This window comes from Pseudomonas sp. Z1-12 (assembly GCF_051132015.1).
GTDB lineage: Bacteria > Pseudomonadota > Gammaproteobacteria > Pseudomonadales > Pseudomonadaceae > Aquipseudomonas > Aquipseudomonas zanjanensis.
The window spans coordinates 4518090-4541703 of the sequence record NZ_CP071647.1 but is presented as its reverse complement, the minus strand read 5'-3'; the positions used below and the strand labels follow the sequence as shown (position 1 = coordinate 4541703).

The window sequence follows — 23614 nt, the reverse complement described above, 5'->3', positions numbered from 1 at the left end:
CCTCAACCCCATTTATGGATACGAAATTCGATGGATAAACCCAAGCTTTCGATTGCCGTTGTGCCTTCCCGTCGGAGGGGGAAAGTATGAAGCGGACTGTGCTTGTTGCGATTGCGATTGCGATTGCGATGCTGAGCGGGTGCAGCACGGGGCCTATCTGGAAAATATCCAGCGAAACCGATGTATTTTCCAAACGAACTTCAACGATAGTCACTCTCGGAAATTACACGGCGGGTACCTCGATCCTGAATATTTCGAATGTACTTCCAGTTGTACGTAAGGAGAAAGAGGGAATCTACGTCGGGTTGATGTCCGATGGCGATGTCCCGATTCCGATTGTCACAGCTCAAATATGGATTGATCAGAACGAGATATGGACAATATCCTCTCAAGAAACCCCTATCATATTGGCGAAGCCCTCCCTGGCATATGTCTTAGGACCACAGCCGAAGCTTATAAAACAGGCCCAGGCGCAAGGCCTGAATGTAAACAAAGTGACAGGTGGCTGCGCAGTGGCTGGAGGGGATAAAGCCAAGGCGATTCTTAAGCAAATGCTTACTGGCCGAGTTTTAAAATTTAGAACGGTTGATATCGATAACGCTGCGTCCTCGACCCAAGAAGTGGTCCTGGACGAGTCATTCTTTAAATCGCTCAAATCAATCGGGGTCGGTCCGAAAAGCCTATAAGCGTCTAAACGTTTGAGAAAACGCGTCATGATGGCAAAAGCCCAAAGTTCCTGCCTGTCTGCGGTTATCCGCCCGTCGCCAGCTTCCCAAGTCCCCCCAGCTTCCCTTTGGGAACTGGCCCGCTGGCGTGGTGGTGATCTGCGGGAGTCAGACAGTTGAAACTTCCACCCTTACGAGGCGATCTCCTAAGCATCGGCTAAAAAGGAGGTCAGGTATGAATTGCTATCTATGTGGGTTAGAAGCTCAACAGTCTGAAGAGGGGCAAAAGGGTGAGCTCGTCAATTGCGCTGACTGCGGTACATATACAATTTCAGGCCTTGTTCTAAAAGAGCTGGGGACCAGGAAACTCAATTATCCGAAAATGCGCGATGACCTGCACCGCCAGCGGCAGTTCAACGCTACCTCTGTTGCCGAAATTAATACCGAGACGGCCATCTGGGGCGTAACCGTTCAGCAAACACATTTTGCTGAAGCTGCCGCTGGAGGCCACGGTGAATAGGCGTTGCGCCCAATCGGCGGCTATGCAAGGTTGAGTGCCTCTGCCTGCCCCCTCAAGAGCTGCTTTAAAGCACTACGACCTCTTCGGCTGTCAACCAGCCAGCGTCAATAACTCTATCCCTCGCAACCTCTGGCTGAGAGCTGTAAACCACGATAGCCAAGCTCTCCTCTGCACGACTGCAGGTGACGTACAGAAGCCTGCGTGTGCGTGACATCGACGTGTCTTTACCCTCGCTCTCATTCTTCATATCTGTGGCGGAGGCAGGTGTAACACCGAGCAATTTCTCATAGCTGAACAGAAAACCACCAGCTTCTTCGTCGTTCAGGATGACCATCACCCGGGGAAACTCCAGGCCTTTGACGCCCTGGTGGGTACCGTAGGGCGAGAGGCCATCTGCGTAGCCTGCGAATGCCGCCATCTCTGAGTAACGACGCCCTAGGACAACCCGATAAGCATGGATTTCAAGCGCCTCGCGATCGGAGGTTTCTGGTGCTGGGTCTGCAGTGGCTCCTTGAGCCATTGCAGCAACGAGCCGATCAGGCAGCGCAAGCAAACCCGAACTCTGGAGGATTTTAGCCACCTCTTCAATCAAGGGATCGTTATCTCTGAGCATCCCGCAGAGTGCATAGGTCGCAACCCCAACAGACTCCAGCAGCTCGAATTGATTGTTGCCAGCCGCCTCCAGGTGCTTAGGATCAAGCAAAGGAGAGCGCAACCGCACCGCCTCCATGAGCGTGAAATCATCCGAACGGGCTGCGGCGACGATTGGAGCGACCCCATCGAAGAAAACCTTGAGGATGGGTAGCGTACCGTCCATCAGCGCGGTATTCAGATGTGCAACTGCATAGAGCGGAGCGAACACGCCTTCAAACCCCATCCGACGGGCAGCCATCTTGTGCTCTAGGATCAGCGTCTTGCGGCCATCCTTGCCGGCGGCCCACTGCGCATCACCCGTAATCTCTGCCATTTGCTCAGCGATCTGGTCTTCCAAGCTGAAATCCTGCCCGGGCGCTTGCCGGGTACAGAACATACGTACGGTACCTTGGGCAGCTTCCGGCTTTGGTATCTGCAGATGATCATCGGCGCCGGCGCGGATATCGTTGATCAATTTGACAACCCGAATCGGACAACGGCGATTGATACGTTTTTCAGGCTTGGCCCAATCTGGTGGTATCGCCTCATCAAGCCCTGGCTTCCCGTCGTTATAGATACGTTGCATCGTGTCGCCGAGCAGTCCTAAGCAAAATCTCCCAGGAATCGCTGCCTGAGCTTTCAGAAATGCATCCATGAGCGCGCCATTCGTATCCTGGCTTTCATCGATGAGCAGCACCGGGTGCCGATCCGCCATAACATCGAGTAAAGGCGGCTGGGGCAAAAACGCTGCAGCCATCTGGATGACTTCACTGTGGTTCAGCGATTGCCTACTTACGTTGTCTCCCGTCGGGCTGTAGGTAAATTCAGGAATTTCATCCAGGGCCACCAAACGACGAGCTTTGCTATCCCGGCTCGCCTGGTTAGCCAGGGACGTCTTGTTCACTGTTCTCGCCCGACCGAGCCTGTCGTCCAATTCAGCGATGTCGCTCGCAAGTTTGATACGTAACCATGCACGAATATCGTCGTTGAAGCCCTTGATCATCTTCCAACAGAAAGCATGAATGGTTGAAACCTCAACCAGCGGATCGTGCTCAAGGCGACCTGCGATTTCCTCACAGGCTGCGTTGGTGTACGTGATGATCGCTATTTGCCGCCCCTCAAACGTGAGGCGCTGACGCTCACGTTCCTTGAATGATTTCACCGCTACGACGAGTGAGTGGGTCTTACCTGAGCCGGCACCAGCGTATAGGAAGAAACTGCGTGGCGTCTCCAGGTTCAGGCATTCCTGGATAACGTCATCCGCAGTCGGCGTGACTTCATCGTCGACACCCTTTATGACACTCATTTGGCAGTCACCTCGACACTGGCCGCCGGGATAATCAAGAGCTCCTTGCTCTTCTTCTGCAGCTTTTGCTCTAACCAGACGAGCCCTTCCCGGATGTACTCTGGAACAGCGACCTTGGCAAAGTCGGGGTCTCCAAGCACCTGTAGCGCGAACTCCGCCTTGTCACCCGACCTGAGCGCGTCGAACAAAGCCTTACCTAGGTCGTCTGCGGTTTCAGAATCACGCAGCGCTTTGGCGAAAGCCTTGGTCAGACCCCGCCCCTGCTTCGTTGCAAAGTGCTGCACATTACTCAGCACCAAACTGTCTTCAAACGTGTTGGGCAGCGCCTGGACTTCACCTTTAGTCTTAGGCAGAACGATGTTGATGGGGGTCTGATACGCGATTCGGATCGCAAACAAGTGGTCTATCTGCTGCGATTTTTGCTCCCCATCCAGATCCAGCAATGTGTCGACATCGTGCCCTATTCCCAAGGCGGTCACCCAACTACGCAGGGTGGGGTTGTTGGTTTCTTGTTTGGCCTTGCGCTTGACGGGTACCGCTGACTTCTTCAGTCCGGCGTCCAAATCCGTGATCACCAGGGTCACAATTCCCAGCGCATCGACTAATGGCCTTAGGCGATGTGCGTGACTGCCTCCGATATCCAGGACGGTGATGTAGCAACGATCAAGGAACGGAAATTGACTGCGTAAGAAATGCGGCAACATCATTCGTTCCGCAGCGCCTTCAACCAAGATCACCGCGTCAGCGAAGAAGAGATCAGCATGCTGCGCCCGCAGGTAACGAGTCACGAACTCCTTGGTTTGCCTGTGACGGTTTTTGTCACCGAACACGGTGCTCAAGTTAGAGACGGTGGAAACCGGGATGCGTACACCGGCCATTCCTGCGGGTAACCTTCGGAAATACCGAAGGTTTGCATAATCAGTCTCGTGAGCAACATGGCTGGAGTGGGAGCTGACCACCAGCTGTGTTTTGAGCCTCGGGTACTTCTTGAGAAGCGGCTCATTACATAGGACGTGATACGCGTGCTTGATGAAGGCCTGCTGCACTTGGACATGGAGATGAGCCTCAGGCTCCTCAACCAGCACAAGGTGGATCGGCTCGACGCCTGCGTCGGACTGCTCCTCGGTATTTTTGTACTTCCTCAGCCACTCATCCCGAAATGCCATCAACTGGAAAATCATCGAGATCAGGTTTTGGTAACCGAGGCCGTTGGATGTTTCCGGGAGGCACATGGGAGGAGCACCAGGTGCGCCCGAGACTGAATCCAACTCGAACAGCACTGCAGCTTCATGGTTCATGCCGTCCGTAGGGGAAAGCCGGGTTTCTACCCTGATCGCCGGGTCAGTAGTATTCGGATAGCCCAGACCGGCGACCTCTACAAGGGCCGGAGCGAAACTGGAGGTTAGTCGAGAGTCGAATGCCGACTGCGCCGCTTGAATGGCTGTCAGCGCCTCCAAATCCGAAATGTCAGGGCTATCACCAGGATCGAGATGCCGACTGTAGTAAGCACGCAATTGCTCAGTTAGTTTTTTTCCTGAACCACCTCGACCCTCAGTGATGGACTCCTCGGCGCTGTCACCGAAGCCGCGCTGCGCATTGATCTCGTGCACGCGTATGAGATCGGTCAACGGATTGCTCTCCAGCGGAAGTGAATTCGCAGACAGCGCTTGCAGGCTGGCGTGACGAGTCTCGGGATTTGGGTCGCAGAGCTGCGCCGGGTCGAGACGGTACCAGCGTATGGTGAACATCGCCCCCAAGCGCCGGTTAAGGTAGTCATGCAGGCTTTGCGGCCAAAGTGACAGCGTGGGCGGAGTTTTTCCTTTCTCGGTCTTGTTCGAAATCTCATGCAACAGCGTTTTGACCCGGTTACGCTCTTTCCTGTAGTCGGTGAAGAGTTTGGCCATGTCCTTAGGCTCAAGTCGAAAACGCATCCCGACAGAGCCGCCTTTCCAGGCAAAATTGGGAATCAGATCCTTGATGTAGTGCAGTTCCCCTTTCGAGGCTTCCACCCATAGATCGAGAGTGGGTAACCAATGCGTCCACTCATTTGCCGCTGGAATCTCGAAGGTTTCGTCAGCTCCTTCCCACGCGACACCAATATCATTGATGGTCGTGAGGTGAGCAAGCGTTAAATCCTGGAGGCGAAAAGCAGTCGCTCTCGAGAGCAGGAATTTACGCAATGCCAACATTGCGGAGGACTTACCGCTGTTGTTGGCCCCGACCAACAGAGTGGTGGTGCTCGCTAGGTCGATTCGAACGGACAGGAGCTTGCGGAAATTCGCGATCTCCAAATATTGGATCTGCATAGCCTCTTCCTTGTAACGGCTGAAGGTAATTCGCCGGGCTGATGAATTCTGAGACTCTAGCTCAGCGCCTGCAGCGCTCCAATACTCGTAGTGGGTTTTCGCCACTACGTTCTGGTTATGGGGGCGGCAGCGATCACGAGCCAGGTTCAATCGACGAGCACCAAGACTGCAATCAAGCTCAACACATCATCGTGATCTGGCTCGCTGCTAGTTTGCCCAGATATGTCCTTGGCGACCCCATGCAGGCTATTTTCGACATCGCACAGAACCGCCTGGTCGACTGTAACACTGATATCCTCTACCACTTCCCTAGGATTGATGCCTTGATCACGCCTTGGAAATGGCGCCTAGCCCAAGCGAAGAACCTGGGGCACTGGCTACTCCGAGTGAGAGAACTGCTGGAAGCCGGTCACCCAGTTGATCTGGCTGCTGCTCCCCGCGAAGTCCAGTGGACACAGAGTAAGCGTCCGCCCAACACGCCTTGCGTGATGATCAGCTTCCCTAGGGAAGCAAGAAGTCTACCTCGTAGATACCCCGCGCCGCGCGGATGGTCACAGGGGGTGTACCAGGCCTTACATAACTCAACTCCCATGCAAGCCAGTCATCTTCAAAATAACTTGCGTTTCTACAGAGAGTCGATCTGCGCTTGAAGTCGGATTGCCGACATTTCAAATGCTGTTTTTTCTAAGCTGACTGTTCCCAGAGGGTGTGGCGGGACAAGCCAAAATAGGTAGGTGATCCACTTCGAATATGTTTCCCCAATTGCTGCGCGCAACTGGGGGTGCCTGCGGATCTCCTGATCCACGCTAGCGTTTCCTGACTCCATTTTGTCCTCAATGCATATTTTGGGGGCTTCAATGATTTTGGATTTGGAAAGCGCGACTTCGTAGCTGTTTGCTCCGTGCTTCTGCAATGCGGTATCAGCATTTGCTAGCGCCGTGGCCCCTATGATTTCGCATTCATATGCCCAATTTTTTAGTGACGAAACAAAAGTCGTCGTTTCTGAAGCGTAGGCCGGAGCAGACAAAGCGAGCAGCACGAGAGCGCTGAAAATTTTCAAGTGGATCCCTCCCCAAATAGAGCGCGAACTTTACCATCTGTGACGCATAGCGTAAGCGAACGGCGCCCCCACCTTGCGTGATTACGCCGGCTGCCACTTATGCGACAGCAACTCGTCAATCTGACTCATCTTCTGCGTCGGCAGCCGCGCCAGCACGTCTTTCAAATAAGCATACGGATCATGCCCGTTGAGCCGCGCCGACTGGATCAAACTCATGATCGCCGCCGCACGTTTACCGCTACGTAACGAGCCAGCGAACAGCCAGTTCGAGCGCCCAAGAGCCCACGGCCGGATTTGATTCTCGCACCAGTTGTTATCGATGGGCAGAGCACCGTCATCGAGATAGTGCGTCAGCGCTATCCAGGACGTCGATCTTGATTGCCTGATCATCGGCGCCGGCCCCGCCGGGTTGATCAAACTGGCGGTGGAGATTGGCGCCGAAACCGACCAGCAGGGTGCGCTGCGTGTCGACGCGCACCAGGGCACCACCGTCCAGGGCTTGTATGCGGTTGGAGACGTTGTTGATTCGCTCAAGCAGATCAGTGTCGCCACCGGCCAGGCAGCCGTGTGTGCGACGGCGGTGCATAACAGCCAGGAAGTGCGGTTGTGGACCGAGCGCATGACAAGAGGACATGCTTGGATTCAGTTTGAATGCCTGTCGGTACGATTGCTTATGCACTTCAGGACGAATACGCAGCCTCACCTTTCCCGGATATAAACTCCCCGATCATTGCTCATTGAACCGTTACTCTGCACCAACAACCACTCACTAAAAGCCCTCACCTCCACCTGCCGCTCCCGCCCCGGCACGCACACCACCGTATATCGCGCGCCCGCCAAACGAACCTCAGGCCGGTAATCAATCAACTCCCCCCGCGCAACCGCGTCGGCAACCAGCACATTGCTGGCGAGCACCAGCCCATGCCCGGCGATCGCCGCTTGCAGGGCGTGCTGTTCCTCGTCATAACGCCGAAAACGTGCATTTTCCAGCCAGCCCAGGGTGCCAGCCTTGGCGCACCATGCCGGCCAGTCGACCGCCACCTTGGCGCTGTTCAGCCATGGCACGTCGATCAGTTCAACAGGCGAGCCCGCTGCGGGTGGTTGCCAGCCGGGGCGGCAATACACACCGAAATACTCGTCCAGCAAAGGCTGTTCGAACAGTTGTGGATCCGGCGTGAACAGGGCGCGGATCGCCAGGTCGATGCTGGCATCACGTCGCAGGTCCACTACGTCGTTGCTGCTGTGCAGGCTGACGTCGATCTCCGGATGCAACCGATGAAAATCCCCGAGCCGAGGGATCAGCCACAGGCTGGCGAACGCCGGCGTAGTGCTCACCACCAGCGACTGGGCGGCACACGAGGGCGACAGTATTTGCAGGCCCTGTTGGATATCGAGCAGGGCGCGGTGCATGTAAGGGTGAAGGCGCTCGCCGTCGGCGCTCAGGCGCACGTTTTGACTGGAGCGTTCGAACAGACGCACACCCAGGAAGGCTTCAAGGCTTTTGACTTGATGGGAGATCGCCGCCGGGCTGACGTTCAGTTCCTGGGCCGCGGCCTTGAAGCTGCCCAGCCGTGCGGCGGACTCGAAGCCGCGCAAGGCGGTGAGGGGCAGTTTGGCGAACATGCGGGTGGGTTACTCAGGTTGAGCGTGGCTCAATTTAGCTCAATTGTGCGCGGGGGCTCAACTTGCCAGGCTGTGGTCTTCCAACCCAGCCAAGGAGTCCAGCGATGCAAGGCACACCCCGTAAAATTCTCCAGGCCATCCTCTATGAAGCTGGTGGTGTGCTGTTCGTGGCACCGGCGCTGGCGCTGACCTACGAACAAGGGATGGGCTATTCAACCCTGCTGTCCCTGGTGATTTCCGCCGTTGCGCTGGCTTGGAACATGGTTTTCAACGGCCTTTTCGAAGGGTGGGAGCGTCGCCAACCCAGCCGCCATCGCAACTGGCAGCGGCGGTTGCTGCATTCCCTGGGATTTGAAGGCGGCTTGACGCTGATCCTCACGCCGGTGATTAGCGCATGGTTGGGCATCAGCCTGTGGTTGGCGCTGGTGACCAACCTGGGGTTGTTCGTGTTTTTCTTTTTTTACTCGCTGGTTTTTCAATGGGTGTTTGATCGAGTGTTTGATGTTCCGCTTTCGGCGCAGGCCGATCAGGGTTCCGTTTCCAACGCCCGTTGAGTCAGTCGCAGGGCGGGAAATCAGATGTCTTCCTATACTCATCGGTCCGGCCCGGACATTCACCGGAGCCATCATGGAAGAGGAAATAACATGGCTTCCACCAGTAGGACACTCGCTCCGCAAGATGAAAGCGGGATAGCCGGTGCTTTAGAGGGAATCGTCACGAAGACCGATGTCATTGCCGAGGCGATAAGGAGCGGCAATCACAAAGATGTGGTGCTGGTTCGGGGAGGGAGCGCTACAGGTTGCGCAGCGGCAGTCAATGCCTCTAGTGCCGGTGGGGAGCCGGCGAATGCGGGTTGTGGAGTGCCAACTCTGCAGCAAATGATCAGTCAGGTGGGTGGGTCTCAGCCAGGTATACCCCAGGAGAAGCTACCAGAGTTCACTTCCGTTCCTGCCAACGCCACAAAATGGGCCCGGCGCGGAGGATGGCTATTGGTAAAGATCAATACGAGATATCTCATCGCCGGAGACGCTAGGGAGACAGGTTGGGTTTGCCTCAAGAATGCACCGTTGGTTTTCGCGTCCTTTCTTCCGCACCCCAACCCCTTAACGGCGGAGGAAGGAAAGGCCTTCCTTAATGCGGATTAGCGCAGTCACCAAAGAGTCAGGGCGCGCTGACGGCGCAGTGATCGTGAAACCTAGGCGATTGAACGTGTGCTGTGATGGTAGCTGAAAAGCGAAACAAAGCCGCATAGCAAGCCCGCCGTGGACCGGAGCGTTGAAGCTCTTTCTTGCCGCCGGAAACAGCAAAACCCGCACGCTCTATGACGAGGTGCGGGCTCTTCATGACCCAAGCCTGCAATCAGAGACGCATGCCTTTGAACGGGTTCCAGCCTTGCTCGCCTTTAACTTCCTTGAGGTAGTACGCGTAGTTGGCCATCAGCGCGTACATCATCGACATGGCAATGCTCAGCCCCGTGCTCAACGGCCGCGGAAACTCCATGCCAATGATGGCGAAAATAACGCTCAAGGCGATGTTGATCGCCAGGAAAATACCCAGCAGGGCCAGGTTCTTCTTCCAGAGGCCCAGGACGAACAGGTAGATAGGGCCGAAGAAAAATGCGATCACGTTTGCATTGATGAGGATTTTTTTCTTGAAGCCAGGCAGCGCTTTGAAGGCTTCCTTGTAGCGCGGGTCGCTTGGCGCACCGTAGGTGTCAAAGAAGTCGAAGCGTTCCTGCCACTTGGCGCTGTATTTACCGGCGTTTTGTACTTGTTCAGTCGTGTTCATTTTCAAGGCTCCTGTTTTCCATACTTAATTTTTTCTTTCTTCCAAGAAATCCTGTGCTCTGGTTCAGAGCATTGGCTGCTTTGGTTTTTGTCGAAGAACGCGCGTGAATCTTTAGGGTGCCCATTTTGCCGCTTTATGGCTGGAGGTGTGGAACATTCCGCACTGGCCGCTTGTGCGGTCGCCTGGTCTGTGACGGGCTTCACTCTATTGATTCGCTGGATTGTCCGGTAAAAAGTTTTCGGCATACAGAATCAGCTTCATACTCCCAGTTTTACACCGTGGATAACCAGAAGAGGCGATGTTTTGTCGAGCGATCAACCCCATCTGCATGAGCTAACGCTGAAGTACATTTACGACGGTTTCAAGCAACTGATCCCCCTCTCTCTTTTTGTCGTCGTGTTCGGCGTTGCTTTCGGCCTGGCGGCTGCGCAAACGGGTTTGAGCGATGCGTCAGCTGTGCTCATGAGCACGTTGGTTTTTGCTGGCGCTTCTCAATTTGCCGCGCTGGATCTGTGGGGGCAGCAAGTGCCGGTCGTTCCACTGATGATCACCGTTTTCGCCATCAACGCCCGGCACTTATTGATGGGCGCGACACTTTACCCGTGGTTGCGGGAGCTGCCCGTCGCCAAACGCTACGGTGTCATGCTGGTTGTTTCGGACGCCAACTGGGCCATGGCGATGCAGGCGTTCAGTCGAGGCAAGCCGGGGCTGGGGATTCTATTCGGCGGCGGCATTGCGCTCTGGGTCACTTGGATCCTGGGCAGTTGGCTGGGGCTTCACTTTGGCAGCGCCATCGAGAACCCGGTCAGTTTCGGGCTCGATATGGTGATGGGCTGTTTCTTGTTGGCGATGGTCGTGGGCGGGAAAAAGAACCTGCGCATGTTCATCATCTGGACGGTGGCGGCCTGCTCATCGCTGTTGGCCTTCTGGTATTTGCCGGCTAACAGCCATGTCGTGGTGGGCGCTTTGGCGGGAGGCGTCCTGGGCGCCGTGTGGATGGAGAAACAACGATGAACATTGAAACGGCGGGTTATGGCACCTTGCTTGTCATCTTGATCATGGCCGCAGTGACCTTGGCCACTCGGTGGGGCGGTGTTTTCGTGATGTCGTTCGTGCCGATCAACTATCGGGTGCAGCAGTTCATCACGGCCATGTCCGGCTCGGTGTTGGTGGCGGTGCTGGCTCCGCTGGCGGTTAAAGGTGACAACGGCGCACGCCTGGCTTTGCTGGCCACCGCAATCGTCATGCTGACCCTTAAAAAGCCGCTGCCGGCAATTGCGGCCGGCATACTTGCAGCGGCTTTAGCCAGACAGTTTTGAACGGCCGAGTCGCCCGCTTACAAACGGGCGATGGAGGCTCATCAACGCCCAGGTCAAAAACTCAGCGCAGCCGCTTCCCCGAACGAGTGATCTTGTACACCTGTCATAAAATGCAGCGACATCTCTTGGGGCGCCTCGTGGGGGGGAATTTCAAAACTTCCCACCACCTGTCCCTGAAGCGCACTCAACCGCATCGACTCTTCTTCCTTTAACTTTGCCATTCTCGCGTGGTTCGCTGCGATTTCGTTGAGAGTTGACACGGTACATCTCCGTTTGCTGACCCAAGCATTGATTAATTTGCCGCCGCGTCAGAATTATGTCGTTCTTGGCTGCTGAGACAGGCCAGTGCAAACCCTGAGCCAGACATGGCCGCCTGTAGATTCCAACATTTAACAGGTGACGAATGGTGGGAAGACGCGCATCGACGCTGGCAACGATGCAACCATGCCTCAAGAATAAGTCACTGATAATACAAGCCGAGGGTCAATCTGAATCGGTACGGTAGACGCTTTTCCCCTGTGTTGATTGCCTGTTCATCACGACCACTCCGACTCCGATCAGGCTGGTGACCACCGCCAGCAGCAGAATCACCTCCTGCGTCCCAACAGGCGCTGCCAACACCGCGACGAGCAAGCCCGCGAACGGTTGCGACAGGTTGTTGAGCAGCGTAATCACGCCGACGGTCTTGCCAAAGTCCTGTGGGGGAATGACCTGCTGACGGATGCTGCGCATGTACACGTTGAACATCTTGTCGAAGCCGACGATCAGCAGGAAACCGACGACGTAGCCCCAGAGGGTCGGGCTGAGCGCGGTGATGAAAGCGCCGACGGCAATCAGCGTGTAGGAGAGGGCGCCGAGGAGTTTCAAGGGCAAGGTGACCCGGGCCAGGAGAAACAGGATGACGATGGTGGTCACGGCACCGGCCGCCTGCAACCCGGCGTAATCATCTTTTCCGGCGCCATAGTGGCCGATGACCATGGCCGCCGACGTGGCGAGGGTGACGCCGATGATCAGGTTGACGCCCACCGCCAGGCTGATGACTTTTTTCAGTTCCGCCAGGTTGCGGATGTGACCAAGGGCAATGCGCAGCGGGTTCAACCAGAGGTCGTGGTGTTGCTCGAAGGACTCGAGGGTGACCGAGCTGGTGCGCTGCCAGTACAACATGGCCAGGTCTGCCAGCAGGAACAGCCCGGCGATCGCCAGCACCACCCAGTGCCACGCCCACACCTCGAGCAGCAGCGCTGCGACCAGCGGCCCCAGCACCAGGCCGGTCTGGTCGGCGATTTGTGAATAGGACAGCGTCTTGGTGTAGGTGTAGTGCTTGAAGATGTAAGGCAAGACCACTTCGCGGGCCATGATTCCTTGGGTGGTCAACACGCCACAGAGGGCCGACAACGCCACGATCCAATAGACACCGCCAAAGACGCCATAGAGCACGACTGCGACGCCGCAGGCTGCGGCGCGATAGACTTGGCTGATGTGCAGGATGCGAATCGGCGGGAACTTGTCGCACAGCGCGCCGCAGATCGGGAACGCCAGGTAGCGTGGCAAGGATTCGACAAAGAACGCCAGGCCCGCCCAGGAGACGCTGTTGGTGGTCTGGAAAACAATCAGCGGGACGATGAACAGCAAGATCTGATCGGCCAACCGCGAGAGGAACATCGAGACGAAAAAAGCCAGGTAATCCTTGCGCATGGAGCTCCTTGATTGCGGTGTTCAGGTGTTATCCGGTCCAGGCAAGCGACGCGAAGCGTGATATGGAACTAATATCACCGTTAGTCTCTATATCTTTACAGGGGATGTCCCTTTTCCGAGAGAACTGCCATGTTCAAATCGCGCTCGTTGATTGCTGCTGTTACCTGTTTCGCCTTGGCGGCGGGCCCTGGCATTGTTGTCGCGGACCCGGGAAACGGCAAGGGAAACGCTCAATTTGATCAAGGTCCCGGTCAAGGGCAAGGAGGCAAGGGCGGGCAGGGCAACAAAGGTGGGCAAGGGAATCCTGGTAACAAGGGTAACCAGGGCGGCAAAGGCAACCAAGGCAACCAAGGCGGCAAGGGAAACCAAGGCGGTGGCAGTGATTGGCATAACGCCCCCAGCATCGACCGTGGCGGCATCCTGGGTGTGATTGGCGGTTATCGCGATTATTGGAGCCCCGGTCCGGCATTGCCGCCGGGCATCCAGAAAAACCTGGCCCGAGGCAAGCCGTTGCCACCCGGCATCGCCAAGAAGCTCGATGGCCGGCTGTTGGGACGCTTGCCGCACTATGACGGTTATGAATGGCAGCAGGTCGGCACGGACCTGATCCTGGTGGCGATTGCCACTGGCATCATTTATGAAGTGCTCAACGGTGCGTTCGACTGAGCCGGTACTTCCAGTTAGGAAATGAAACCTGTAGGAGCGGGCTTGCTCGCGAAAGCGGTGGGTAAGGTACTTCATCATCGGCTGAACTGACGCTATCGCGAGCAAGCTCGCTCCCACTGTTTTCGTGGGCGTTCAAGCAATCGGCATTCACACAAACTCCCTGTGGGAGCGAGCTTGCTCGCGATAGCGGTGTGTCATTCAACGTTGATTTGGCTGACGCGACGCCTTCGCGAGCAAGCCCGCTCCTACAGGTTTTGTATCAGCTTTCCAGCTGCCGCAGGCGTTTGTACAAGGTATTGCGGCTGACCCCCAGTCGGCGCGCCAGGTGCGAGATATTCCCGCCCACGGCTTGCAACTGGCGGTTCAAATCCTCGGCATCGTTGAGGTCCACCGTCAGTGGTTCAGGGGTTTCCACCGGTTCCATTTCCAGGTCGACAAAAAAGTCGTCGGGCAGGTGTTCCGGACGGATCGGCTGTTCCTCGGCCATCGCCAGGGCCACTTGCAGTACGCTGCTGACCTGTCGCAGGTTGCCCGGCCAGGGGTGGCGTTCAAACAGGTCCATTACCTCACGGCTCAGGCCGGCCCATTGGGTCGGTTCGCGGTGGTGTTCCCACAGGCGCTTGAACAGGGCCTGCTTGTCGCTGCGTTCGCGCAAGGGCGGCAGTTCCAGGGTCAGGCCGCCGATGCGGTAGTACAAGTCTTCGCGAAACCGCCCCAGTTGCACCTGTTCGCGCAGCGAGCGGTTGGTGGCGGAGATGATGCGGATGTCCACCGGGAACAGCTCGGCGCTGCCCACCGGTTGCACGCAACGTTCCTGCAAGACCCGCAGCAGCCGGGCCTGGGTCGGCAGGGGCATGTCGCCAATCTCGTCGAGAAACAGCGTGCCGCGGTCGGCCTTGCGGATCAGGCCGATGCTGCCTTTCTGGTTGGCGCCGGTGAACGCGCCTTTCTCATAACCGAACAATTCCGACTCCACCAACTCGGCGGGGATCGCGGCGCAGTTCACGGCAATGAATGGCTGTTTGGCGCGCGAACTGGCCTGGTGCAGGGCCTTGACGAACACTTCCTTGCCGACGCCGGTCTCGCCATGGATCAACAGTGGAATGTCCTTCTCCAGCAAGCGCTCGGCCTGGCGCACGGCTTTCTCCACGCGGCTGTCACCGAAGTGCAGGGTGTTGAGGCCGATGGTGTTGCTGGAGGGGGTCGGCGCAGGCGTTGCTTCGGTGAACAAGCGTGCCCTGATCGACACCTGGTTCGGGCGCCTGAGCAGACATTGGAATCGATTGCTGCCAGACGCTTGCAGGGCGAACGGCAGGCCGTCGGGCTGGTTCAGCAGTTCCAGCAGCGACACCTTGAACAGGCTTTCGATGCTGACCCGTGACAAGCTCAGGCCCAGCAGGTTATCCGCGCGTCGATTCGCCGAGAGCACCTGGCCGCTTTCATCGAAAATCAACAGCCCGGCCCACTGGCTGTCGAGGTTGTTCAAACCGGTGTTGAACGTCAGTTGGAAGTGTTCACCGCGAAACAGGTTGAGGATCAACCGGTTCTCCACGGTCTGGCTCATCATCTTGACCATGCCCAGGGTGTGGGACGGCGGCAGGTAGCTGTCGCTGGAGACGTCCAGCACGGCGATGACCTTGCGCTCGGCATCGAAGATCGGCGCGGCGGAGCCGGTCATGAAGCGGTTGGCCTTGAGGAAATGTTCATCGTGTTCGATGTGCACCGCCTGTTCGCAGGCCAGCGCGGTGCCGATGGCGTTGGTGCCGGTGCAGCGCTCCATCCAGCTCGCCCCGGCGCTGAAGCCATGGGCCAGTTTCGGCTCGATGAAGCGCTGGGTGCCCCAGGAGGTCAGCACTTGGCCCTGGTTGTCGGCCAGCATGATCAGGCAATTGGAGTTGCTGAGGATGTTCTCGTAATACGGCAAGACCTCCTGATGGGTGGTCTGCACCAGCGAATGCTGGCTTTCCAGCAAGTGGGCGATGCCTTGGGCGGGCAACTGATCGAAGGCCGGCACGCTCTGGTGATTCAGGCCGAAGGCGCGGCAACGGGACCAGGAAGCCTGGATGATGGCCTCGTGGGACAAGGCAGGAGCAGGTGCGGCCATGGGGCACTCTCGCAGGAGCTGTTTTTATTGTTGTGGCAAGTCTCGCACAGACTCCTTGTGCTGGGGCAGGCCTGAATACCACTTCATACACAGATCCTGTGGGAGCGGGTTTGCTCGCGATAGCGGTGCCTCAGTCACATCAATGCCGCTGAAACACCGCTATCGCGAGCAAGCTCGCTCCCACAGGGGCATGGCCAGGCTAGCCGAAAACGTTCTTTCAGTGTTGTTCAAAATTGTTCATTGTCAACCCGTCCATTGTTCAGTTGTTCATTCCTGATTGTTCACTTCTGTTCATCAACGAACGCCTTTTGCCTGCCACTCCAGGAAAATATCAACCCGATCAATGGCTTGTGATTTCTGGCACGGCTTTCGCTTTGAAGCTCGGGTCGCTTGACTCCAAATAATAAAAAGGCCGAGCCATGTCATTAAAGCTTGAGCACATCTGTCGCACCGTCGAAGGCCAGACCTGGATCGACGATGCCAATCTGAGTTTCGAACCCGGATCCTTCAACGTCCTGTTGGGCCGCACGCTGTCCGGCAAGACCAGCCTCATGCGCCTGATGGCCGGTCTGGACAAGCCCGACAGCGGCCGCATCCTGATGAACGGCGTCGACGTCACCCACCGTCCGGTGCGGCTGCGCAACGTGTCGATGGTTTACCAGCAGTTCATCAACTACCCGACCATGACCGTTTTCGAAAACATTGCCTCGCCGTTGCGCCAGGCCGGTGTGTCCGAGGAGATCATCCAGGGCAAGGTCCTGGAAACCGCAAAAATGTTGCGGATCGAGAAATTCCTCAAGCGCCATCCTCTGGAGTTGTCCGGCGGCCAGCAGCAGCGCACGGCCATGGCCCGGGCCCTGGTCAAGGACGCCGAGCTGATCCTGTTCGACGAGCCTTTGGTGAACCTCGATTACAAGCTGCGCGAAGAGCTGCGCCAGGAAATGCGCGAGCTGTTCCAGGCTCGCCACACCATCGCCGTCTACGCCACCACCGAGCCTAACGAGGCGCTGGCCTTGGGCGGCACCACCACGATCCTGCACGAGGGCCGGGTGATTCAGAGCGGCAAGTCGTCTTCCGTCTATCACCAGCCGCAAACCGTGCTGGCCGCCGAGCTGTTTTCCGAACCACCGATCAACCTCATGCCGGGGCGGATCGCCGGTAATGAAGTCAGCTTCGCCAATTTTGTCCACTTCCCGCTGAACGTCGACCTGCGCCCGGTGGGCGAGGGCGAGTTCCGCTTCGGCGTGCGCCCCAGCCATATTTCCCTGGTGCCGAGCAACGACGACGACCTCGAGCTGGCGGTGACTGTCGAGGTGGCCGAGATCAGCGGCTCGGAGACGTTCCTGCATGTGCGCAACGAACATTTCCTGCTGGTGCTGCACTTGCCAGGGGTGCATGAGTACGACGTGGACGCGCCGATCCGCATCTACATTCCGACCCATAAACTGTTTGTCTTCGATGCCCAAGGCAAGCTGGTCCAGGCCCCGGGCCTGCGTATTGCGAGGGTTGCCTGATGGCTGAAATTCGTTTGCAGAACCTTGCCCACAGCTACACCAGCACCCCGGCGGGCCCCGAGGACTACGCGATCCGCGAGATGAACCATATCTGGGAGCAGGGCGGCGCCTATGCGCTGCTCGGCCCTTCGGGTTGCGGCAAATCCACCTTGCTCAACATCATTTCCGGCTTGCTCAGCCCTTCCGAAGGGCAGGTGATGTTCGACAGCAAAGTCGTCAACGACCTGACCCCGGAACGCCGCAACATCGCCCAGGTGTTCCAGTTCCCGGTGGTCTACGACACCATGACGGTGTTTGACAACCTGGCGTTCCCGCTGCGCAACCAGGGCATGGCCGAGGCGAGGGTCCACACCAAGGTGCAGGAAATCGCCGAGGTCCTGGACCTGCAGAACCTGCTGGACAAAAAGGCCCGTAACCTCACCGCCGATGAGAAACAGAAAGTCTCCATGGGCCGCGGGTTGGTGCGCGACGATGTGTCGGCGATCCTGTTCGACGAACCGCTGACGGTGATCGACCCGCACCTGAAATGGAAACTGCGGCGCAAGCTCAAGCAGATCCACGAGCAGTTCAACATCACCATGGTCTACGTCACCCATGACCAGTTGGAAGCCTCGACGTTCGCCGACAAGATCGCGGTGATGTACGGCGGCCAGATCGTGCAGTTCGGCACGCCTCGGGATTTGTTCGAGCGCCCCAGCCACACCTTTGTCGGCTACTTCATCGGCAGCCCGGGGATGAACCTGATCGAAGTCACGGCGCAGCCCGGTGGCGTCGGCTTCGCCTCGACCCATTTGCCCCTGTCGGACACCTTGCAACGGCGTATCGCCGAAGCCGAGGGCAAAAGCTTGAAGGTCGGCATCCGCCCCGAGTTCGTGCATGTCTGGGATGGCCCTTACGACGACGCGATGCGGGCCGACGTGGTCCACGTCGAGGACTTGGGCACCTACAAGATCCTGACCCTCAATCTCGATGGCGCACCGCTTAAGGTCCGCCTGGCTGAAGACAAGCCTGTACCGGAAGGCACGGCGTACATCAGTTTTCCGGCCCAATGGCTGATGGTCTATGCCGATGAGTATTTGCTGGAACCGTTGAGTGAGGTGCAGCCATGAACAAGGTGCAGAACAACAAGGCCTGGTGGCTGGTGTTGCCAGTGTTCCTGCTGGTGGCCTTCAGCGCCGTGATCCCGATGATGACCGTGGTCAACTATTCGGTGCAGGACATCTTCGATCAATCCAGCCGCTACTTCGTCGGCGCCGATTGGTACAAGCAGGTGCTGCTCGATCCACGGCTGCACGATTCGCTGCTGCGCCAGTTCATCTACTCGGCGTGTGTGCTGCTGATTGAAATCCCCCTGGGCATCGCCATCGCCTTGACCATGCCGACCAAGGGCAAGTGGTCGTCCCTGGTACTGATCATCCTGGCGATTCCGCTGCTGATCCCGTGGAACGTGGTGGGCACCATCTGGCAGATCTTCGGCCGCGCCGACATCGGTTTGCTGGGCTCCACCCTTAACGGCCTGGGCATCAACTACAACTATGCGGCCAACACCATGGACGCCTGGGTCACCGTATTGGTGATGGACGTCTGGCACTGGACGTCGTTGGTGGCGCTGCTGTGTTATTCGGGGCTGCGGGCGATTCCCGACGTCTATTATCAAGCGGCGCGGATCGACCGGGCGTCCAACTGGGCGGTGTTCCGGCACATCCAGTTGCCGAAGATGAAGAGCGTGCTGCTGATCGCCGTGATGCTGCGCTTCATGGACAGCTTCATGATCTACACCGAGCCGTTCGTGCTCACCGGCGGCGGGCCGGGCAACGCCACCACGTTCCTCAGTCAGACCCTGACGCAGATGGCCATCGGCCAATTCGACCTGGGCCCGGCGGCGGCGTTCTCCCTGGTGTATTTCCTGATCATTCTGTTGGTGTCCTGGCTGTTCTACACCGCCATGACGCACTCCGACGCCAACCGTTGAGGCCCGCACAATGAGCAAGAGAAAGCTGATTCCGCTGTTGATCTACATCCTGTTCCTGCTGGTGCCCATCTACTGGCTGCTGAACATGTCGTTCAAGAGCAACACCGAGATCCTTGGCGGCCTGACCCTGTGGCCCCACGATTTCACCTTCCACAACTACAAGGTGATCTTCACCGACCCGAGCTGGTACACCGGTTACCTCAACTCGCTGTACTACGTGAGCCTGAACACGGTGATTTCCCTGGGCGTTGCGTTGCCGGCGGCCTATGCGTTTTCCCGTTATCGGTTCCTGGGGGACAAGCATCTGTTTTTCTGGCTGCTGACCAACCGGATGGCGCCACCGGCAGTGTTCCTGTTGCCGTTCTTCCAGCTGTATTCGTCCATCGGCCTGTTTGACACCCATATCGCCGTGGCCCTGGCTCACTGCCTGTTCAACGTGCCGTTGGCGGTGTGGATCCTCGAAGGGTTCATGTCCGGGGTGCCGAAAGAAATTGACGAGACCGCCTACATTGACGGCTACAGTTTCCCCAAGTTCTTCGCCAAGATCTTCATTCCGTTGATCGGCTCCGGCATCGGCGTCACGGCATTTTTCTGCTTCATGTTTTCCTGGGTCGAGCTGTTGCTGGCCCGTACGCTCACCTCGGTGAATGCCAAGCCGATCGCGGCGGTCATGACCCGTACGGTGTCGGCGTCGGGTATCGACTGGGGGGTGCTGGCGGCGGCGGGGGTGTTGACCATCCTGCCGGGCATGCTGGTGATCTGGTTCGTTCGCAACCACGTGGCCAAGGGCTTCGCCCTGGGCCGGGTCTGAGGAGTCGATGATGGAATGGATGAACTGGACCGTCCCGACGGCGGCGTTTTTTGGTGTCATCGCCTTGCTGCTGGTGGGCATGACGACGTGGGAATTGCGTTCGCCGAGTATCCCTCGGCGTGGTTTCCTGCCGATTGCCACGACCCGTGGCGATCGGTTGTTTATCGGTCTTCTCGGTAGCGCCTACCTGCACCTGCTGGTGATTGGCGTGACCGACTGGAGCATCTGGATAGCGTTCGCGTTGTCTTTGGTGTGGCTGTTGGCAGTGATGCGGTGGGGCTAATCGCGACAACGCGACGATCAGGCTCTTAAACCCAAACAGGAGAGGTCTCTATGTTCGATAAAAACAATAAGCTGCGACATAGCGTTTCATTGGCAGCCATGCTGGCACTCAGCGGGCTGAGCGCTACGGCCTGGGCCGACGCCTATGAAGACGCCGCTAAAAAATGGATCGGCAGTGAATTCAAGCCGTCGACCCTGACAGCCGAGCAGCAGCTTGAAGAATTGAAGTGGTTCATCAAGGCCGCCGAACCGTTTCGCGGGATGAAAATCAACGTGGTGTCGGAAACCATCGCCACCCACGAGTATGAATCCAAGGTATTGGCCAAGGCCTTCAACGAAATCACCGGGATCCAGCTGACTCACGACCTGCTTCAGGAAGGCGACGTGGTGGAGAAGCTGCAGACCCAGATGCAGTCGGACAAGAATATCTATGACGGCTGGGTCAACGACTCGGACCTGATTGGCACGCATTTCCGCTATGGCAAGACCGAGTCGATCACCGACCTGATGGCCAACGAAGGCAAGAATTTCACTTCGCCGACCCTGGACCTCAAGGACTTCATCGGTATTTCCTTCACCACCGCGCCGGACGGCAAGGTCTATCAACTGCCCGACCAGCAGTTCGCCAACCTGTACTGGTTCCGCGCCGACTGGTTCGAGCGTGCGGACCTGAAGGCCAAGTTCAAGGAAAAGTACGGCTACGAGTTGGGCGTACCGGTGAACTGGTCGGCCTATGAGGACATCGCCAAGTTCTTCTCCGAAGACGTCAAGGAGATCGACGGCAAGCGCGTCTACGGCCACATGGACTACGGCAAGAAAGACCCGTCCTTGGGCTGGCGCTTCACCGATGCCTGGTTCTCCATGGCCGGCGGCGGCGACAAGGGCCTGCCCAACGGTTTGCCCGTGGACGAGTGGGGCATTCGTGTCGAGGACTGCCATCCGGTCGGTTCCAGCGTGACCCGTGGCGGCGACACCAACGGTCCAGCGGCCGTGTTCGCCACCACCAAATACGTGGATTGGATGAAGAAGTACGCGCCACCGGAAGCGGCGGGCATGACCTTCTCCGAATCCGGCCCGGTGCCGTCCCAAGGCAATATCGCCCAGCAGATTTTCTGGTACACCGCTTTCACCGCCGACATGACCAAGCCGGGCCTGCCGGTGGTGAATGCCGACGGCACGCCGAAATGGCGCATGGCGCCGTCGCCACGCGGTCCGTATTGGGAAGAGGGCATGAAGCTGGGGTATCAGGACGTGGGTTCGTGGACGTTCATGAAGTCCACGCCTGAGAAGCAGAAACTCGCGGCCTGGCTCTATGCGCAGTTCGTGACGTCCAAGACGGTATCGTTGAAGAAGACCATCGTTGGCTTGACGCCGATTCGTGAGTCGGACATCAACTCCCAGGCCCTGACCGACCTGGCACCGAAACTCGGTGGCCTGGTGGAGTTCTACCGCAGCCCGGCCCGCGTGCAATGGACCCCGACCGGGACCAACGTGCCGGATTATCCACGCCTTGCGCAGTTGTGGTGGAGCCACATCGCCGAAGCGGCCAGCGGCGAGAAGACCCCACAGCAAGCCCTTGATGGCTTGGCCAAGGACCAGGACGCGATCATGACGCGCCTGGAACGCTCCAAGGCCCAAGCCACCTGCGCACCTAAGATGAACCCTGAGCGCGACGCGCAATACTGGTTCGACCAGCCGGGTGCTCCGAAGCCGAAACTGGCGAACGAGAAGCCGAAAGGCGAAACCGTGAGCTACACCGAGCTGTTGAAGTCGTGGGAAGCGGCCCGCAAGTAAAGCCCCCGCTGTGAGTGTGAAAACGGCACCGAAAGGTGCCGTTTTTTTTGTGCCTGGGCTTACGGCGACAGACAGACCCACCGCCTTCGCGAGCAGGCTCGCTCCCACAGGGTTTTGTGGTGAATGCAGATATGGCTGACACCACAAGTCCGCTGTGGGAGCGAGCCTGCTCGCGAAAGCGGTGTGCCTGTCACGGGAACGCTGAGTGCACCGCCGCCATCGCGAGCAAGCTCGGCTCCCACAGGGTTTTGTGTTGAATGCAGATATGGCTGGCACCACACGTCCACTGTGGGAGCGAGCTTGCTCGCGAAAGCGGTGTGCCTGTCACGGGGATGCTGAATGGACTGCCGCCTTCGCGAGCAGGCTCGCTCCCACAGGGTTTTGTGGTGAATGCAGGTATTGCTGGCACCACAAGTCCACTGTGGGAGCGGGCTTGCTCGCGAAAGCGATGTACCTGTCACGGGAATGCTGAATGTACCGCCGCCATCGCGAGCAAGCTCGGCTCCCACAGGGTTTTGTGGTGAATGCAGATATGGCTGACACCACAAGTCCACTGTGGGAGCGAGCCTGCTCGCGAAAGCGGTGTGCCTGTCACGGGGATGCTGAATGTACCGCCGCCATCGCGAGCAAGCTCGGCTCCCACAGGGTTTTGTGGTGAATGCAGATATTGCTGACACCACACGTCCACTGTGGGAGCGAGCTTGCTCGCGAAGAGGCCGGCACATCCAGTCTATTCATTGGCTGTGACAACGCCTTCGCGAGCAAACTGCTCCCACATTCGATCTTCAGTGGACGTAAGCCCGGTTTAGAACTTGAAGCGCCCCACCAACCCCTTGAGCTGTCCGGAAATGTCCGTCAAGCGCCCCGAGCCGGTCTGCGCCGTGTGAGCAAACTCTTCGACCAGCTGCGCATCGGCATGAATCTGCGCGATGTGCCGGTTGATGTCCTCGGCGACCTGGTGCTGTTGCTCTGCCGCCGTGGCGATTTGCGTGTTCTGGTCGCGAATCGAGTCCACCGAGTTGCGGATCTTGTCGAAGCTGTCCCGCGCCTGCTGGATGCGCTCGACGCTGGTGTGTGACACCTGGAGGCTGCTTTGCATCTGCTGGGTCACTTCCTGGGTGCGCCGTGCGAGGTTGCCCAGCAGGCTGTCGATCTCGCCAGTGGAGTCGGCGGTGCGGCGGGCCAGGGCCCGTACCTCATCGGCTACCACCGCAAAGCCGCGACCCTGGTCACCGGCGCGCGCGGCCTCGATGGCGGCGTTGAGGGCCAGCAGGTTGGTCTGCTCGGCGATGGAACGAATGGTGTCGAGGATGGTGTTGATGTTCTTGCTGTCCTGCTCCAGCGCCTGCATGGTCTGGGTCGACTGCTGCAGGTCCTCGCTCAGTTTCAGCACGCTGCCCGTGGCTTCGCCGATGTGATGCTGGCCATCGTGTACATCGCGATAACCCTCGTCCGCACTGGTGGCGGCCTGGCTGCACGAGCGGGCCACTTCGTTGGCGGTGGCGACCATTTCGTTGAACGCGGTGCTCACCAATTCAACGGCCTGGCGTTGGCGC

22 protein-coding genes and 2 pseudogenes are annotated in these 23614 nt (G+C 58.0%); 14 read left to right on the top strand and 10 right to left on the bottom strand.

What is annotated here, in order from left to right:
• Positions 1-86: 86 nt before the first annotated feature.
• On the top strand, positions 87-686 hold the full coding sequence (locus J3P85_RS19360) for a hypothetical protein (protein WP_434703009.1): 600 nt from the start codon (positions 87-89) through the stop codon (positions 684-686).
• Positions 687-900: 214 nt separating this feature from the next.
• Positions 901-1185 (top strand): hypothetical protein, encoded by a 285-nt coding sequence (locus J3P85_RS19355; protein WP_434703007.1) that lies wholly within the window; start codon positions 901-903, stop codon positions 1183-1185.
• A gap of 64 nt (positions 1186-1249) precedes the next feature.
• Here J3P85_RS19355 and J3P85_RS19350 read toward each other — a convergent pair whose 3' ends face one another.
• From J3P85_RS19350 to J3P85_RS19335, 4 genes and pseudogenes are all read right to left on the bottom strand, one after another.
• A complete protein-coding gene (locus J3P85_RS19350) occupies positions 1250-3124 on the bottom strand; it encodes a UvrD-helicase domain-containing protein (RefSeq protein ID WP_434703005.1) in 1875 nt (624 codons plus the stop codon).
• The gene (locus J3P85_RS19345; RefSeq protein WP_434703003.1) at positions 3121-5430 is read right to left on the bottom strand and encodes an AAA family ATPase; all 2310 of its coding nucleotides are present in this window, start codon (positions 5428-5430) and stop codon (positions 3121-3123) included. Before J3P85_RS19345 ends, J3P85_RS19350 begins: the two co-directional genes overlap by 4 nt.
• A gap of 625 nt (positions 5431-6055) precedes the next feature.
• Positions 6056-6490, bottom strand: coding sequence for a hypothetical protein (locus tag J3P85_RS19340; RefSeq protein WP_057451612.1), 435 nt, complete (start codon positions 6488-6490; stop codon positions 6056-6058).
• 81 nt (positions 6491-6571) lie between these two features.
• Positions 6572-6853 (bottom strand): annotated as a pseudogene (locus J3P85_RS19335) (transposase domain-containing protein); the annotation flags it as partial.
• A 61-nt stretch (positions 6854-6914) separates the two neighbouring features.
• Here J3P85_RS19335 and J3P85_RS19330 point away from each other — a divergent pair.
• Positions 6915-7208: an FAD-dependent oxidoreductase gene (locus J3P85_RS19330; RefSeq protein WP_434706406.1), complete on the top strand. Its 294-nt coding sequence runs from the start codon at positions 6915-6917 to the stop codon at positions 7206-7208.
• Here the strand turns inward: J3P85_RS19330 and J3P85_RS19325 are convergent.
• Positions 7190-8113, bottom strand: coding sequence for a LysR substrate-binding domain-containing protein (locus J3P85_RS19325; RefSeq protein ID WP_434703001.1), 924 nt, complete (start codon positions 8111-8113; stop codon positions 7190-7192). The two genes, J3P85_RS19330 and J3P85_RS19325, sit on opposite strands and share 19 nt — an antisense overlap.
• 104 nt (positions 8114-8217) lie before the next feature.
• Here J3P85_RS19325 and J3P85_RS19320 point away from each other — a divergent pair, with 104 nt between their 5' ends.
• Together J3P85_RS19320 and J3P85_RS19315 are read left to right on the top strand one after the other, a co-directional pair.
• Positions 8218-8667, top strand: coding sequence for a PACE efflux transporter (locus J3P85_RS19320; protein ID WP_434702999.1), 450 nt, complete (start codon positions 8218-8220; stop codon positions 8665-8667).
• 24 nt (positions 8668-8691) lie between these two features.
• Positions 8692-9258, top strand: coding sequence for a DUF4765 family protein (locus J3P85_RS19315; protein WP_434702997.1), 567 nt, complete (start codon positions 8692-8694; stop codon positions 9256-9258).
• A gap of 214 nt (positions 9259-9472) precedes the next feature.
• Here J3P85_RS19315 and J3P85_RS19310 read toward each other — a convergent pair whose 3' ends face one another.
• Positions 9473-9901: a DUF2628 domain-containing protein gene (locus J3P85_RS19310; RefSeq protein ID WP_434702995.1), complete on the bottom strand. Its 429-nt coding sequence runs from the start codon at positions 9899-9901 to the stop codon at positions 9473-9475.
• 303 nt (positions 9902-10204) lie between these two features.
• On the opposite strand from J3P85_RS19310, the gene J3P85_RS19305 reads away from it, so the two are divergent.
• Positions 10205-10915 (top strand): AzlC family ABC transporter permease, encoded by a 711-nt coding sequence (locus J3P85_RS19305; RefSeq protein WP_434702993.1) that lies wholly within the window; start codon positions 10205-10207, stop codon positions 10913-10915.
• Entirely contained in the window at positions 10912-11220 is a 309-nt protein-coding gene (locus J3P85_RS19300; RefSeq protein ID WP_186707518.1) for an AzlD family protein, read from the top strand. Before J3P85_RS19305 ends, J3P85_RS19300 begins: the two co-directional genes overlap by 4 nt.
• Before the next feature lie 53 nt (positions 11221-11273).
• Here the strand turns inward: J3P85_RS19300 and J3P85_RS19295 are convergent, their stop codons facing one another.
• Complete coding sequence (locus tag J3P85_RS19295; RefSeq protein ID WP_434702992.1) at positions 11274-11480, bottom strand: hypothetical protein; 207 nt, start codon at positions 11478-11480, stop codon at positions 11274-11276.
• Positions 11481-11703: 223 nt separating this feature from the next.
• Positions 11704-12915, bottom strand: a complete 1212-nt coding sequence (locus J3P85_RS19290) for an MFS transporter (RefSeq protein ID WP_434702991.1) — start codon at positions 12913-12915, stop codon at positions 11704-11706.
• 129 nt (positions 12916-13044) lie between these two features.
• Between J3P85_RS19290 and J3P85_RS19285 the strand changes: the two genes are divergently transcribed.
• A complete protein-coding gene (locus tag J3P85_RS19285) occupies positions 13045-13581 on the top strand; it encodes an anti-virulence regulator CigR family protein (protein ID WP_434702990.1) in 537 nt (178 codons plus the stop codon).
• A 259-nt stretch (positions 13582-13840) separates the two neighbouring features.
• Here the strand turns inward: J3P85_RS19285 and J3P85_RS19280 are convergent, their stop codons facing one another.
• Entirely contained in the window at positions 13841-15685 is a 1845-nt protein-coding gene (locus tag J3P85_RS19280) for a sigma-54-dependent Fis family transcriptional regulator (RefSeq protein WP_434702988.1), read from the bottom strand.
• 419 nt (positions 15686-16104) lie between these two features.
• On the opposite strand from J3P85_RS19280, the gene J3P85_RS19275 reads away from it, so the two are divergent.
• Genes J3P85_RS19275 through J3P85_RS19250 form a run of 6 tightly spaced genes read left to right on the top strand, consistent with a single transcriptional unit; the run spans position 16105 to position 22058 of the window.
• Positions 16105-17199, top strand: a complete 1095-nt coding sequence (locus tag J3P85_RS19275; RefSeq protein WP_434702987.1) for an ABC transporter ATP-binding protein — start codon at positions 16105-16107, stop codon at positions 17197-17199.
• Complete coding sequence (locus J3P85_RS19270; RefSeq protein ID WP_434702986.1) at positions 17199-18308, top strand: ABC transporter ATP-binding protein; 1110 nt, start codon at positions 17199-17201, stop codon at positions 18306-18308. The genes J3P85_RS19275 and J3P85_RS19270 overlap by 1 nt, the downstream gene beginning before the upstream one ends.
• Positions 18305-19171, top strand: a complete 867-nt coding sequence (locus J3P85_RS19265) for a carbohydrate ABC transporter permease (protein WP_030142069.1) — start codon at positions 18305-18307, stop codon at positions 19169-19171. The genes J3P85_RS19270 and J3P85_RS19265 overlap by 4 nt, the downstream gene beginning before the upstream one ends.
• Positions 19172-19181: 10 nt before the next feature.
• On the top strand, positions 19182-19982 hold the full coding sequence (locus tag J3P85_RS19260; protein ID WP_014337490.1) for a carbohydrate ABC transporter permease: 801 nt from the start codon (positions 19182-19184) through the stop codon (positions 19980-19982).
• 10 nt (positions 19983-19992) lie between these two features.
• The gene (locus J3P85_RS19255; protein WP_186707524.1) at positions 19993-20265 is read left to right on the top strand and encodes a DUF2160 domain-containing protein; all 273 of its coding nucleotides are present in this window, start codon (positions 19993-19995) and stop codon (positions 20263-20265) included.
• Positions 20266-20315: 50 nt separating this feature from the next.
• Positions 20316-22058 (top strand): ABC transporter substrate-binding protein, encoded by a 1743-nt coding sequence (locus tag J3P85_RS19250; RefSeq protein ID WP_186707525.1) that lies wholly within the window; start codon positions 20316-20318, stop codon positions 22056-22058.
• 805 nt (positions 22059-22863) lie between these two features.
• Here J3P85_RS19250 and J3P85_RS19245 read toward each other — a convergent pair.
• Positions 22864-23385: pseudogene (locus tag J3P85_RS19245) on the bottom strand (methyl-accepting chemotaxis protein); the annotation flags it as partial.
• Between the last annotated feature and the right edge of the window lie 229 nt (positions 23386-23614).